This is a genomic window from Niastella caeni, assembly GCF_004834005.1.
Classification (GTDB): domain Bacteria; phylum Bacteroidota; class Bacteroidia; order Chitinophagales; family Chitinophagaceae; genus Niastella; species Niastella caeni.
The window spans coordinates 1,793,738-1,808,524 of the sequence record NZ_STFF01000001.1 but is presented as its reverse complement, the minus strand read 5'-3'; the positions used below and the strand labels follow the sequence as shown (position 1 = coordinate 1,808,524).

The window sequence follows — 14,787 nt, the reverse complement described above, 5'->3', positions numbered from 1 at the left end:
TCAATCAAAGCCGCATCCGAAAAACAAAACTTTTAGCCTAAAACAGTCCTATTTCATTATAATTACTAAATACGATTATGCTTGCATAATTGAAGTTTAATTGTATGCAGTCCTATATTAACCACCTTCTTTCAGATATTGCCGAAGCGTGCCGGGAAGAACAACCCGAAACTTACTCTTCTATTTCTGCAGAAAACGATATGGAAGCCATTGAGCGATACTTTGAAGAAGTAGAGCGCTGGCTTGAAAATGAACCTGAGCATGATTTCAGTTATTATAGCGGTTTGCAAAAAGAGCAATTTCCGCCAGTGGAGAAATTATCGAATGAACAAATGGCGGCAGTGAGCCTTGCATTTGAAAGGTTGCTATTCACCTGGAATATTGGTGTGGAAATGCCTGATAAATTGCCCATTTCCAGAAAATACAGCTTGCTGGTCAGTGTGCTTGAAAGAAAAGTAGCAATTGTGGAAAATGGATTTGAAACCATTGAATTTTGTTCCTACGACCCGCCTTCCTGCCCGTTTAACGAATGGTGCACCTGTAAAGAATTGGGGCTTAAAGATCAGTATAATGACGACGGAGAAGATGTTGATCCGGACAATCTTTCTTTTTAATACCTGTTAAAAAATTGTGCGATAAGTTTTCAGAAAATGTGAATGGTAAACATACCTTTGGCAAGGGTATAACAGAAAAATACTAATTATGGATATCAGCGGCAAAATTGTTCAATTTTTACAGGTTCAAACCGGTCAGGGGAAAAACGGCACCTGGAAGAAACAGGAGTTTATTCTTGAAACCGGCGACACTTATCCTAAAAAAATATGTATCGCTGTATGGGGCGATAAAATTGATATGGGCAGCTTTAAAACCGGCGATATGGTGGATGTTTCTTTTGATGTGGAGAGCAGGGAATATAATGGTCGTTGGTACACCGATGTAAAAGCCTGGAAAATGGTTTCTAAAAAAGCCGGAGCAGGCGCAGCGGCAGCAGATACCAGCTACAATGATATGCCCGGAACTTTTGAATCATCATCCGCCGGCGATGATGATCTGCCATTTTAAGCAGATTGATTTAAAAAGATTAGCGGAGATAGTTAATTTATGAATTAGCTACCTCCGCTTGTTTTTATAGTGAGAACCGTCCTTGTTTATATTTTATTGAATGATCAGGTTGTATTTTTTAGCCTGTTGCCTGAGTATTTTTTCAATTTCACTTTCCAGGGTTTGTTCATTGCTCCTCGTTGTTTGGCGGGTTTTTTCTTTAGCAATAAACGCTTCTCTTTTTACCGATACCTCCGCGATCTCCTTTTGTATAGCTGTTCGTTCATCACTTTTTGACTTTACAATTTCCTTGATCTCTACACGGCTTTTTGATCTCAGGTTTTCGGGCAGGGTAGAAAGCTCTACTTTTTCAACAATGGCAGGGTCGGTGCGGCTGGCATCTACAAGGTCCCAGCTTGAATTATTGTATACATCCTTTTTCCCTTTAACAGATACCCGTTGGGCGGCCGCTGATTTATTCATACTGTAATTAAGTTTGTCAACTTCAGCTTGTTTTGAAACGGCGGCGCTTCCAGCGCGTCCATAACCAATATAAGTAGCGTTTAATCTAATATTCAACATAAACAGGATGGTATCATAAGGCGTAGGGATATCAACTATGGCGGCATTCTGATTGATGTTGGTAAAACTTCCGGCGCCGCATTCACTGCCCAGGTTCCAGTGTTCCTGAATACCCTTGCTTCTATCTCCGCAATAAATGGTATTTATGGTAACCCCTTTTTTCATGGCTTCATCACAGGCGCGCGTATAGGAAATATCGCCCTGTAAAAAATCTTCATTACCGGCAATGAAAATAACTTTATAATTACCGGGATCGGTATCCCAATCAAGTTTGGTAAGGGATGTGTACATCACATGGCCGCAATATTCGCTACCGCCGTTGGTAGTAAGCCTGAACAGGTTGCGTGAAACTTCATCGAGGTCGCTGGTAAAACTATTGATCTGTTTTACATAACCAGCCTGTGCATCGTTGGTAGGCCGGCCATATTCGTACAGGGCAATTTCTATGGCCGGAGTAGCATTATTACAGGTGGCTTTTCCCAGTACGCTTACCATATTCCATAATTGTGCTTTGGCCTGCTCTATTAGCCCGTCCATGCTGTTGCTTACATCGAGCAACACCGCAACCTGTACTTTTTTATGAGGGTGGGCCGCAGGCGATGGTGGGGTAGGCTTTACGATTCTTTTTGCCTGGGTAACAGGCGGTTTTTTTGAATACAGGAGCGTCATGGCGCCCATGATCAAAAGGCAACTTGCAAACAGCTTATACAGGGTGTTCATAAACTTTGTTTTATACCTGATGCGCCTTTTTTCTGTTTACATAAGCCCTTTTTAAATATGTGCCTGCTTTTAGATTATTTTAACAAATTCAGGGATTGGCTGGTTTTCACCTAAATTAGTGGCTGTGACGGAACCCGAAAAAATAACATTTAAAAACAAACTGAAGCTGGCTGGCCAGCAAATTATTGAGCAACGAATAGCGGCTGCCAAAACCCTGATCAACAATGCACAGGAAGCAGCCAATAATGAAGAAAAAAGTTCTGCAGGTGATAAGTATGAAACCGCCAGGGCCATGAACCAACTGGAAAAAGAAATGTATTCGAAGCAGTTGGCGCAACATCTTCATGAACTAGCCTTATTACACGAAGTAAAAACAGATATTATTTATCAGATGGCAACTTCCGGCGCCTGCATTGAGTGCTGGGCAATGATCTTTTTTATTGCAGCCGGACTGGGTAAGCAAACCATAGAGGGAAAGTTGATTATTTATCTTTCTCCGCAAGCACCACTGGCGAAGCTGTTACATAATAAAAAGGCAGGAGATCATTTTGTTTTTAATGGTAAGGAAACTGCTATTGAAACAATTTATTGATGCAACCTTTTCCTGTATCTTGCGCCTTCAACATTATTCTTATATAAAATGGCATCAACAAAAATTACGGTAAACAGCAATGGTTCTTTACGGGTAGAAGGGGATTTTGAAGTGGTAGATAAAAACGGAAATGTTTACGATCTCGGCGGACGGGAAGTAATTTCATTTTGCCGTTGCGGTATGTCGAAAAACAAACCTTTTTGCGATGGCGCTCATAAAGGTCATTTCGAACATGAAGCGATAGCTTTTAGCCTGCCACCAAAGAAACAATAAGGCTGGAGATAGCTTTGTTTACTCAGTACCTGCATTCACCGGTTTCAGTTCTTCAAAGATGCCGGTCTGCCTGTTTTTCCGAACATTATCCCAGTTAAAATAACGGCCATTCATGGCAACATAAACACCGGGCGGCAGCGATTGTACAAAGGCAAGCGCGCTGCCCAGGTTAAACAGGCCATCAGAACTACCAAACTTAATGGGGATCATGGCGCCGGTTAATACAACGGTTTTACCGGTTACCTTTTTCGCGAGCACCCGGGCTGTTTCGGCCATGGTATCGGTGCCGTGTGTAATAACGATCTTATCTTCTTTACATTGCTTGCATTCTTCAGCAATAAGGTTGCGGTGTTCAGCAGTCATTTCAAGACTGTCGATCATCATAAGTGGTGTAATACTCACCGGTAAACGGCTTCTGCCTAATGTTAGCAGTTCATGCATGTGGGTGTCTTTGAAATACAACTCACCGTTCAGTTCATTGTATTCCTTATCAAAAGTACCACCTGTAGTAAAGATGCGAATAGCCATTGTGCAATGATTGATGGTACAAAGATATTAGGTAAAAACAAGTATAGGCCCATCTTTGACCGTCAATCATAGAGAAATTGAATATGTAAATGAACGTGGAAGATTCATTAAAAATCATTCACCGTACGAGTAAAAGCGGTTGATATTATTTAATGATTCAACCTTTCATTCATACTGTAAACGCTACAGAATATAATAAAACTTTTCCCGGCGTTCTTCTTCCGGCAACTCCTGGTCGTGCAGCAACTGGCGAAGGTCTTTTTCAATATTGCTGGCAATGGTTGTCATAGGCGTATCGGTTGGTTTATTTTCAAAGGGGTCCTGCAAATGAATGGCCATTTTTTCTATCAATAAAAAGCAGGCGCTGATGGCTACTACCAACGGTACTTCCAGAAAACCAAAATAATCAATTACACCAAAGGGCAGCATGCTGATAAACAACAAAAGTGAAAAGTGTATATACAAGCTGTACGTGCTTGGAAATACAGTATTCTTTATGCGCTCACATTTACCCATTGCATCGCACAACCGGGTAAGCGTACGATCAATTTCAATTTGCTGATAACGGTTTAAATAACCTTCTTCCAAAGCGCGTTTCAGGTCACGTGCCTGCTGATCTAACAATGCCACTGGCACGTTGTTATACCTACTGAGATTTTCCAGATCACGCCGGCTTAAAAATTTGTCTAACCCGCTTGTAGGGTTTAACCGGCGCAAGCTTTGTCCCAACGAGTAACACCAGGCCATTTGCCTGCGGATCATTCGTTGCCGCAATTGTTGCACTTCATCTTCTTCATACTGGCTCTCGGTAAAATTCAATATTTGCCTCGCCAATGTACGCGAGTCGTTTACAATAGCGCCCCAGATTTGCCGGGCTTCCCACCAGCGATCATAGGCCTGATTACTTCTGAAGCCCAGCAGCAATGAGATAACTGTACCCAGAATGGCTGGCACAGCCAATGGGATACTTATTGGTACTACCAGGAATAGTTCATGTATTACGGCAATGGACAAGCTATACACCAGTATTATCAACAACTCTATCTTCACTTTTCCAAACACGTAGCCAATAGGAATATTCTTTTTTAGTAACATCAATGTAGCGTTTAACGTTCTGAATTAATCAAAGCCAATCTTCTATCGCAGTCAATACTTTTGCTCCCATAGCCAACCTGGATGCACCTTTAATTTTGTGCATTCAGTAATCTCAGTATGGCAACGGCTTCTTCTTCTACCGCTTTGATCTCTGGAATGGATACTACCCGGCGTTTTGGTTTGAATTGACGTAACAGGGGTACCCTGCTTTTCTTAAACATGCTGTCGGGGTTTACACTATCGGGATGCACCTGCATAAATTCAAAAGGCTCCGGATAAACAATAAGATCGATGTCATGTGCATCAACAAAATTGCGAAATACGGCCGGTGTATTTCCATATAAATGGCGGAATATAATGCTATTTACCTGCTTTGGGTACTGTTGTTTAATTTGTTTGCAGTTATTTCTAAATGAATCTGTTAACAGATCATGGTACGGCTGCCTTTGATTTCTTATGAGGTCGCTTACAAAAAAAGGGACTTGAAAAGCATGGAACATGGTAATGTTCAAAGTCTGTTCGCCCATGGTGAGTATGGTTTTCTCAACCAGATCAAAAGAAGCCGAAGAAAAATCGGTGTGAACCAATACATTGCGCATACTGAAAACATTAATTTAATAATGAAGTTTACAGTACAAAACTGGCACAATGGTATTAGAGCGGCTTAAGAAGGGTTTAAGATTACATTAAAAAAGTAATAAGAATTAGATTAGAAAAATAATTAAGACTGTGAATGTAGCGTAATTTCTACAGCAGTTCCTTTGCCTTCTACAGAGTTTATCACTAATTCTCCATTGTGAAGTCGTATAATGTTACGAGCTAGGGGTAACCCCACGCCGTGGCCCTCATAACGATCGGTATTAGATGCCCGGTAAAATGGTTCAAATACATATTTAAGGTCCGACGCGGGAATGCCAATGCCTTCGTCTATTATGCTAATTCTGATCTTTTTTTTCACCACCTGTAAGGAGAGCTGTACCGGCCGGTTATTGCTATACTTGCAGGCATTGACGGCAATATTGGTAAGCGCCAGTTTTAATAAATGATAATTTCCCTCCACGGCTAGCTGCTGCTCATTAGGTGGCAGTTCGCCCAAATGCAGTTGTACCCGGTTGTTGGGGTGCAGTTCATCCACCGCTTGTTTTACTTCCCACAATAATTCATCCATTCTTACCAGGCTGCGGCGTTGTTTTTTGCCGTCGAATCCGCTTTGTGCTAAAGCAAGCAAACTGTGGGTCAAATGGTCGAGTTTACCGGCTTCATTTAAAATTATCTGCAGGCTTTGCCGGTACTCTTCGTCGGTGCGGGCTTTCTTGAGCGCTACTTCAGCTTCGCCAATTATAGTTGTTAGCGGTGTACGCAATTCATGTGATGCATTGCTTACAAAATTGTTTTGTGTTTCAAAAGCTGTTTGCAGGCGGTCGAGCATGGTATTGAACGTATGTGCCAGCTCGGTCATTTCATCTTTTCCTTTTTTAGTTTCCAAACGCAGGTGCAGGTTATGCGCACTGATGTCCTGCACTTTGCTGATAAGCTGCCGCAGCGGTTGAAATGTTTTGCGACTAAAGAAAATACCAACAGTAAATACCAGTAATACGCCAACCACAAACGTGGCGATCTTTGCCCTGGCCAGGGTGTACAACAACGTGTTTGCATATTCGTTTACCGCTGATTTTATAACCAGGTAATTATGACCTTCATCACGATACAAAATGCCGGCATAATGAACTTTGTTCTTATGTATGAAGACTGTATTGCCTTGTGCGGCTATAATCTTCTGGTAAAATGATTTGGGTAATTTGGATTGTGCCTGTGGATGAATAACATTCGTTGCGGAATCCCATATTAGCAAATACTCCTGCTCCTGTGGCAGCACTTCCAGGTATTGCCGCCGCAATTCTTTGTACGTATCAGTAGATATTTTGTTTTGCTCAAAACGAAGTTTAGCAGCTACCCTTACCCGCAGCTCAAGCCGTTTAAGGAAATCGTTGGAAGCAAACCGGCTAACGAAGTAATAGGTGGTTATGCTGATGAACAGGATCAGCAATGCCGTTAACACAGTAAAGAGCAGGGCGGTTTGTGTTTGTATTTTCACCTGTTAACCTTTTTTATCTTCTTTAAGGATATAGCCCATACCGATCATGGTATGAATTAGTTTCTGTGCAGGATCAGTATCGATTTTTTTACGAAGGTAATTTACATATACATCCACCACATTGGTGCTCATGTTAAAATCGATTCCCCATACATTTTCCAGCAGTTCCATGCGGCTCAGTACCCGGCCACGATTTTGTAACATAAATTCAAGCAAACGGTATTCTGTTGCGGTTAGGTTCACGGGATCTCCGTTCAAACTGGCAGAGCGGGTGCTGGTGTTCAGCGTAAGCGTACCAATTTGAAGTAAGTCGGAAGTTCCATTATTGCCGGGAGATTTACGCCGTACCAGTGTTCGAAGCCGGGCTTCCAGTTCGGCAAAATGAAAAGGTTTCACCAGGTAATCATCAGCGCCGCTGTCGAGGCCGGCCACAATATTTTCTGTAGTGCCCAATGCGGTTAACATCAGTATGGGTGTATCTATTTGTTGCCTCCTTAATTGTTTGCATAATTGCATGCCATTCAGGCCCGGCAACATAATGTCGAGGATCATTACATCGAACTGGTTTTTTATAGCCATTTCATGGCCAATAAGGCCATCAGGCGCTACGGTTACTTCATAACCAGCTTCTTTAAGTCCTTTGTTCAGCATACTGGCCAACGCCGCTTCGTCTTCAACTAAAAGGATCTTCATGCCTGCAATTATTTAAAGGATCATTTTGAAAGTACTAAAAATGCCCGGTCCTAAAAAGAAGCAAAAATAACTACGAACGATGAAACGGTAAGCAGTGTGGCATTTATTGGGAAAAATAGGGAGTACGGTGCTATCACTCCTTAACCCACAGGTATTCTGCAAACCCAAAAAAGTACCAAAAGACATTTTCTTCCCCAATTATGGCTGTCAGGTAATTCATATACCGGCAAAGAAAAAGAATTCTGTAAAGCGAGAGCGGTTTTTTATCGGGGTTTAATAAAAAAGGGACTCTAAATTCAGTGGCAAAGGGCGGATTACATAAAGGCATAAAAAAAGGCCACATCTCTGCGACCTTCTTTCGGGTTGTGGACGATAACTACGTTATTTTGTAAACCGGGTGCTATGATTTTTGCCAGTCTTATAGTCAGTAAGTTTAATAATATATGCGCCGGGTGGCAACATGCTTACGTTTAGTTGTACCTGGCTGCCAGAATTGTTAAACTTTTCTTTTCTTATTACCATACCAGCCATATTAACGAGCATCATTTCTTTATTGAGAAAATCATTTCCGGGAATTTTCAGGTACACATAATCCCGGGCAGGATTCGGTGACACGATCATATTATCTGTAGCAGAAGTGTTCTTTATGCTGATGATTTTAGAATAAAAACCCTGGGTACCAGGTTCAATTGCTTTAATACGGTAATACAGAATCTCGTTCGACATATCCTTATCTGTGAATTCATATTTTACTGTAGTTGAACCAGGGTTCGGTTTGTATGGAACTGTTGCGATTGTTTTAAAATTATTTCCACCGTTGCTTTTTTCAATTTCAAAGTGATCGGCCTTATCAGTGGTAGTTTCCCATTCTATAATATTTCCGGTTGTACCCCTGAAACCGCTGCAGGAAAGGATTTGTAAAGGTAGTACGCTGGAAATGCTTTCTGCAATTCCTGCATCAGGAGCGCCGCCAATGGGAACGGCCTGGCCATAAAAGTCTTTATCAATTCCGGTTGTTTGCCCAAAATTAATGGCGGTAGAGGCTGGTTGCAGATTATAATTCCATGAAACCGGATCAGGGGAAGAGGTAATGTCTGCGAACAGGGATACTGCCGGATTGAGGTTCTGTTCTGAAGCTTCCAGCGTATATCCCAGACTTCCGCCGCTCAAATGAAACAGGTTATTTTGATGAATAAGCTGCGGTCCGTTAAATGGCTGCGTTACCGGGTCTGTGATGTTCATAGGAGTGGTGAGCCAGAAAATATTGTTCTTCATCGTCAGGACATTCGAAACTGAAGGCGTTGATGATATGCCTATCAGGTTTCTTACATCAGGAAGGCGGTGTGCATGTGTTTCGATAATGTTGTTATTGAAGAACTGCAGGTTACGCACATCCAGGCTATATGTTCCTTCTGTATTGAGCCAAAAAACATGTCCATTGTTGATTGAAAGATTGTACCCGACAACATTATTGAGCGCCTGTCCTGCGCTCCCACTGCCAAATTCCATAAAGCCCAGGTTTTCACTGGCTGTATTGTACAGTATTTTGTTATTGGATATAGGGCCATACATTTCTATAGCACCACCGTCTATCTGATAATCATAGCTGGGGGCCCAGCAATCCTGAATATGATTGTGTGTAATGATATTATCAGAACCTTTTACGATTATTCCATTTGCGCCAAAATCGTCCCAGGCTACATCGGGCGTATTGAGTATCATACGCAGATTGCGGATGTTGCAATGGGTAATTGTATTTTGGCTTCCGCCATCTATGGCTATGCCTGCGCCCAATCGGGTTATGGTAAGGTTTTTAATTATATTATGAGAGCTATTATAGGTGTACACTCCATATCCTACATGGGCAGTAATAGTGTGATCGGTTTCAGACATCGTGGCATCTTTCATTTCAAAACCATCGATCACCACATAATTTGCCTGGTATAGCCGTATTATTACCCGGTTGTAGATCAGGGATTCTGTTGTGTTGGCCAGGTTATACTGAAAAACAGGTGCGTTGCCTGAGCCGTAAGGCATGAATACAATGGGGGCAGCACTGCTGCCTGAGCTGTTGATAGAAAGCGTGCCCGCATACTGCTGGCCTCGTTTGAAAAAGACAGTATCCCCGGGATGGAAATAATTAACATACTCGGGAATATCGGCAATAGATTTCCAGGGATCATTGACTGTTCCCAGATTAGATCCTGAAGAAGAAGGATCTACATAATAATTTACAGCGGAGGCAGACAATGTGGCCAATGTAAGCAGGGCAACAAAGAAATAGGTTACTGGTGTTTTCATCAGGTATTGATCGTTAAATCAGGCGCTTAAATAATGGAAGCCCAAAACTAGCGGAATAGGAAAAACGGAAAAACAGTTATATGTAATAACTACACGTATATACTTAGATTAGCGATAAGTGAATATTTTATTTTTAAAAGAATTATGGAATACAGGTTGTGGTCAATGTTGTGGTCAAAGATTATTAAACGACTTTTCATTGTCGGCCATGTTCTTATCAATTAAAAGTAAATTGGGGTCCAGTACGACCTTCGCAGGCTTTTGCGGAACGAATAGTTTCAGTGTTGTTTGTGTTGAATTGATCATAATCTTTTTTAAGAGAACAAGGTTCTCTTTCCCGTGTACATCCTCTGAATATATACCCAGCTCGATCCAATCTTTAATGGCTGCGGAATTTTCATTGCCCAAACTGTCTATTCGCATTTTTTTCATATCCAGCGTCACAGTCACCGAATACTGTTTTTCAGAAACTTTTTCATATTCCGCATGGCGCAATTTGTTATCATAAAGTATAACGGATGCAAACAAATCCTGGATAATATGTTGCATGCTGTCGGCGGTAACATCCCTGAAGTAACCCAGCAGATCGTTTGTAGTAGGATACCGGTCAGTACGTTGCTTTTTCAATCCGGTATAACTGTTCCAATCCCTGATAAAACGCTGTAACGCTTTATTGACACTATCTTCAGAGATGTAATGTTGTAATGCATTCAGGTTGATCATCCCCTTGTTGTAGTGTATATATTCTTGTTTGGACCCTACTAACGAAAGCGGAGTTTCATGCATGGCTTTTCCGGATCTGTATTTTAAATACTGCCTCATATTCCATCTCAGCAATTTTTTAACCTTCTGCTCAGAAAATTCTTTTTTAAATACCATAAGGGCCGAATACTGGGCTAAGGATTCTGAGACCATAGTCTTACCCTGAACGTTGGCCGGGTTAACCTGATCGCCCCACCATTGATGAGCCATTTCGTGCGCTACGATAAAAAAAGGCATGTCCATATCTGTTGTATCATCAATATCCATGATAAATCCTACATTCTCAGAAATTGAGATTAGCCCGGGGAAGGATTGCCCCCTGCCGCTATAGGCCGGAGTTTCCGCGATACGCATCTGTTGATATTGATAGGGAGAGAAGTGCTTACTGTAGTAACCCAGCGACTGTTTCATTCCATTCATCATTCGATCAAGATTAAAGATATGTCCCGAATGGTAATAGATCTCCATGGCAATATTTTCTTTATCCGGATACCAAAATTTCCTGAGGACCTCATACCGGGCTGAAAGGATAGCGTAGAAATTCGAAATCGGTTTATCCGAGGCAAAATGAAAATAACGCCGGCCTTGTTCGGCCCAGGTTTTTTTTAAATTACCAGGGGCCACCACTGACTGATTGTAGTCTGTACTGACTATTATCTCAAAATCGATCTCTTCTCCATCGCCATTCGACTTACCTTCAAGCAGGGCTGCGGAGTCGTTGATCTTTGCCCTTTTAAGCTGAGGTTTCAATCCGAATTCCGCACGAATAGTTGCATCCTCCAGTTCAATATCCTGATTGTAGCCAATTGTTGGAAAATGATAATTATCGAGGAAGGTGCCGTTATATACTACAAAGGTATTTGGGCGCTCTGCAAACCCAATGGATGTAAAATGCTGTTTGAATTCCATTTTCAAAGAGTCTCCCGGTTGCAATGGCTGATTAAGTTTTAAAATATGATATCCATAATAGTTGTATGTGCTATCTAAAATGGCTCCTCCTTCAACGGTAAGGTACTCCAGTTGTACCTGGTCTGCTGGCAGCTTCTGGATATGTATTTCATTAATGGCTTTTTCTGCCGGATTGAACAATATGTACTGTCCTTTAACTGAATAGGCTCTTTCACCCGGATACAGATCCAGATTCAGATTTACCGCGGCTATCCTGGGTTGAGGAAGAGACGTAAGCGGCTTTAGCAATTGTTCATATTTAGCCCGGTACTTATGTTGGGTGGCCCGGGATGCATACCTGTTTACAATATTGGTGTTATAAAAGATATATCCACCGGACAAAATCAAGATAATTATCGCAGTCATTGAGATTCGCTTTACAGGAGCCGTAAGTTGGACCCGGCTTTGTTGCCAACGCCTCCTGAATCCGGCCTCAGTACCCCTTACTGAAAAAAGCACTGCAATCATAAAAAGGAGTAGAGAAAAGGAAATCCAATATACTTTGAACCACAGATAGGGTTTTAAAAAGTGACCATACCCATTCATGTCGGAATAAGTGGTTAGCAGGGAGCCGCCAAAAGTAATAAGGCCGTGATCCAGTCCCAGCACCCTGCATCCAACAGTACTTATCCCGATAAATATAAGTACCACCAAATGTGCCAGATATTTGTTATTCACCAGCACCTGGGAAACAAAACAAACAATACCTAGCAAAATCAGAAAAGGGAATACCTCAACAAAAAAGGCTGCGAAATAAACATCCAGTTCGTACTCATAGTAACCATGGAGCGACTGGAACAGCATACCTGTACCTATCATTGTAAAAATCAGTAGAACCAGTGTAAGCATGAGTCCCAGGAATTTGCCGCTTAAGTTTATCAGGTTCGATATGGGTAGTGTATCAAAAAGGAGATTGATCCTGGTATCTCTTTCTTTCCAAACGAGTTCACCCGAATAGAAAAGAATGATTGCCACGAAGAAGATCCAGGTGAGTTCAACCAATTCGCCGGCAATAATGTAGGTGGCTGGCACATTGTTCACCCCATAGGAGGTGCCGAGATTGAATGAATTGATGAACAAAATTCCCATTCCACAGAGAACAATAGCCCAGAAAGAAATTGCTGCAACTATCGATTTGTAACTAAAAAGAGTAAGGTGGTACAACTGAACGACATTGGCTTGTATCCCTGTTTGTGGAAAAACCAATGGCATGGGTGCCGACTGCGCCTGCTGAAGCTGGTTTTCCATCGTACAGGGATTTAGCTTCTTATTTTCCGTTTCCCCGGCTTTTTTCTTTTTTCTGGATGCTGCTTTATCCCTCACCACATGAAAGCTGAATAAATGATGTCCGATCACAAGGGTGAGCATTCCGAGCGCTATCCAGAGCAATCGGTTGTAAAGCAGCATTCCCGTTATGGGCACTATGGCAGTGTTGCGCTCAATGACGCTCCAGGAAGAAGTAACTATGGGTACTGTTTGAAAGGTGAAAGGTTCGAGAAGACCCGTCAGGAATGGATTGTCAGAACCTTTTGCCAGATTGATCGCCACCAGATAAACAATCAGGAAAAAAAATCCCTGAATATATACGATGAGTAATTTCCGGCTTAATGCTCCGGTAACAAAAAAGAGAGAGCCGCTAAAGAACAAGGTTGGGACCACCAAAAAAAGGAACGGCTGAAGATAATGCCAAAAATCAAATGGTATAAGTTTATCCGGGTCATGCCAGGGCATCCTATCGCCAACCATCATTCCGAATGGAATTGCCGTGAAAATGAAAACCAGGATCACGAAAGATCCCAGAAACCTGCCCAGAAGGTAGTCGCTTTTCTTAATAGGATTGACGAATTGCAATGATTCCATCTGGTGATCAAAATCCCGCAGCACAGCCACTCCCATGATCATAGAGGGTATCATTAGAAGCAGCGCGGAGCTGATACCCATGGTTCTTGCGATGATTATTGGAGCATTTCGTTTGAGGGGACCGAGTTGACCTTCAAAAATGAAATCCACCGCCACGATGGAAAACAGGAACAGAATGATAAAATAGAGGTAGGTATTATACTGGCGGATACGGTAATTGATCTCGAATTTGAATATTTCGAACAGCATGAAGAAAGTGTTAGGATTGGAATCAATATTGCTTTTTAACAGATGTAAATTGGCCAAAGATCTGAGAGAAGTACACATCACTCAGATCGGCTTCAACCGGTTTAAATCCGTTGCCCGGATCACCGTCACTGAATATGTGAATGACGGTGTTGCCCTGGAAAAGCCGGTCTGCGATAATCGTATATTGCTCGTTGTAAGTCTCGTGTTGACTTTTTTTAATAACCTTGCTGAATATTTTTCCTTTTATATCCTCAATGGCCTGTAGAGGATTTCCGGTCAAAAGAACTTTACCATTGCAGATAATGGCCATACTGGTGCAGAGTTCTTTAACATCTTCCACAATGTGTGTGGAAAGGATCACAATTGTTGCTGCACTTAGTTCATTGAGCAAATTATGGAATCGATTTCTTTCCGCGGGGTCAAGTCCTGCTGTTGGTTCATCAACGATGAGCAATGTAGGATTTAAGAGCAATGCCTGAGCAATACCAAAGCGTTGTTTCATTCCGCCTGAGTAACTTCCCAGGTTCTTCTTTCTTTTCTCATAGAGGTTGGTTTTGTAGAGCAGCGCTTTGACTATTTCTGTTCGTTCTTTTTTATTGGTGATTCCCTTAAGCACCGCCAGATGGTTTAATAGTACATCGGCAGATACCCTGGGGTATACGCCAAACTCCTGCGGCAGATATCCCAGTTTTTTTCTTACCTGATGCTTGTTTTTGAGAACGTCTGTTTCTCCTAATATGATTGTGCCTTTGTCAGGTTCCTGCAGCGTTGCTATGGTGCGCATAAAGGTTGATTTACCGGCGCCATTGGGCCCTAAAAGCCCAAACATTCCTACCGGGATAGTTAACGAAACATTGCTGAGTGCCTGAACTCCGTTCGTGTACGTTTTTGATAGTCCCGATATTGTAAGTGTCTCCATTTCCGTTTTATTTATCTCAAACCTAATGTTCGATAAGGGGCCTTCCAAATAAGTGTGCTCAAGCCACCCGTGAAGCTGGTATACAGCATTTGAACGGGGTCAAAGTAATTTCATCACCAGTTATTAACT

General features: G+C 42.0%; 13 protein-coding genes. 4 read left to right on the top strand and 9 right to left on the bottom strand.

The window, feature by feature from the left end; all coding sequences use genetic code 11:
* The first annotated feature begins 104 nt into the window (after window positions 1-104).
* Both FAM09_RS07285 and FAM09_RS07280 read left to right on the top strand, forming a co-directional pair.
* The gene (locus tag FAM09_RS07285) at window positions 105-614 is read left to right on the top strand and encodes a hypothetical protein (protein ID WP_136576382.1); all 510 of its coding nucleotides are present in this window, start codon (window positions 105-107) and stop codon (window positions 612-614) included.
* An 88-nt stretch (window positions 615-702) separates the two neighbouring features.
* Complete coding sequence (locus FAM09_RS07280; protein ID WP_136576381.1) at window positions 703-1,062, top strand: DUF3127 domain-containing protein; 360 nt, start codon at window positions 703-705, stop codon at window positions 1,060-1,062.
* Window positions 1,063-1,155: 93 nt separating this feature from the next.
* On the opposite strand, the gene FAM09_RS07275 is transcribed toward FAM09_RS07280, so the two are convergent.
* Complete coding sequence (locus FAM09_RS07275; RefSeq protein WP_136576380.1) at window positions 1,156-2,343, bottom strand: vWA domain-containing protein; 1,188 nt, start codon at window positions 2,341-2,343, stop codon at window positions 1,156-1,158.
* A gap of 124 nt (window positions 2,344-2,467) precedes the next feature.
* Between FAM09_RS07275 and FAM09_RS07270 the strand changes: the two genes are divergently transcribed.
* The gene (locus FAM09_RS07270; protein ID WP_166437046.1) at window positions 2,468-2,935 is read left to right on the top strand and encodes a hypothetical protein; all 468 of its coding nucleotides are present in this window, start codon (window positions 2,468-2,470) and stop codon (window positions 2,933-2,935) included.
* A 48-nt stretch (window positions 2,936-2,983) separates the two neighbouring features.
* Entirely contained in the window at window positions 2,984-3,208 is a 225-nt protein-coding gene (locus FAM09_RS07265) for a CDGSH iron-sulfur domain-containing protein (RefSeq protein ID WP_136576378.1), read from the top strand.
* An 18-nt stretch (window positions 3,209-3,226) separates the two neighbouring features.
* Here the strand turns inward: FAM09_RS07265 and FAM09_RS07260 are convergent, their stop codons facing one another.
* The 8 genes from FAM09_RS07260 to FAM09_RS07225 form a co-directional block, all read right to left on the bottom strand.
* A complete protein-coding gene (locus FAM09_RS07260; protein WP_136576377.1) occupies window positions 3,227-3,736 on the bottom strand; it encodes an asparaginase domain-containing protein in 510 nt (169 codons plus the stop codon).
* A 183-nt stretch (window positions 3,737-3,919) separates the two neighbouring features.
* Window positions 3,920-4,831, bottom strand: coding sequence for a bestrophin family protein (locus tag FAM09_RS07255; RefSeq protein ID WP_136576376.1), 912 nt, complete (start codon window positions 4,829-4,831; stop codon window positions 3,920-3,922).
* 89 nt (window positions 4,832-4,920) lie between these two features.
* Window positions 4,921-5,430, bottom strand: coding sequence for a hypothetical protein (locus tag FAM09_RS07250; RefSeq protein ID WP_136576375.1), 510 nt, complete (start codon window positions 5,428-5,430; stop codon window positions 4,921-4,923).
* A gap of 122 nt (window positions 5,431-5,552) precedes the next feature.
* On the bottom strand, window positions 5,553-6,926 hold the full coding sequence (locus tag FAM09_RS07245) for a HAMP domain-containing sensor histidine kinase (RefSeq protein ID WP_136576374.1): 1,374 nt from the start codon (window positions 6,924-6,926) through the stop codon (window positions 5,553-5,555).
* Between the two features lie 3 nt (window positions 6,927-6,929).
* Window positions 6,930-7,619, bottom strand: a complete 690-nt coding sequence (locus FAM09_RS07240; RefSeq protein WP_136576373.1) for a response regulator transcription factor — start codon at window positions 7,617-7,619, stop codon at window positions 6,930-6,932.
* A 381-nt stretch (window positions 7,620-8,000) separates the two neighbouring features.
* Window positions 8,001-9,920: a T9SS type A sorting domain-containing protein gene (locus tag FAM09_RS07235; RefSeq protein WP_136576372.1), complete on the bottom strand. Its 1,920-nt coding sequence runs from the start codon at window positions 9,918-9,920 to the stop codon at window positions 8,001-8,003.
* Between the two features lie 174 nt (window positions 9,921-10,094).
* Window positions 10,095-13,739, bottom strand: a complete 3,645-nt coding sequence (locus FAM09_RS07230; protein WP_166437045.1) for an ABC transporter permease/M1 family aminopeptidase — start codon at window positions 13,737-13,739, stop codon at window positions 10,095-10,097.
* A gap of 22 nt (window positions 13,740-13,761) precedes the next feature.
* On the bottom strand, window positions 13,762-14,658 hold the full coding sequence (locus FAM09_RS07225; RefSeq protein ID WP_136576370.1) for an ABC transporter ATP-binding protein: 897 nt from the start codon (window positions 14,656-14,658) through the stop codon (window positions 13,762-13,764).
* Window positions 14,659-14,787: the final 129 nt, after the last annotated feature.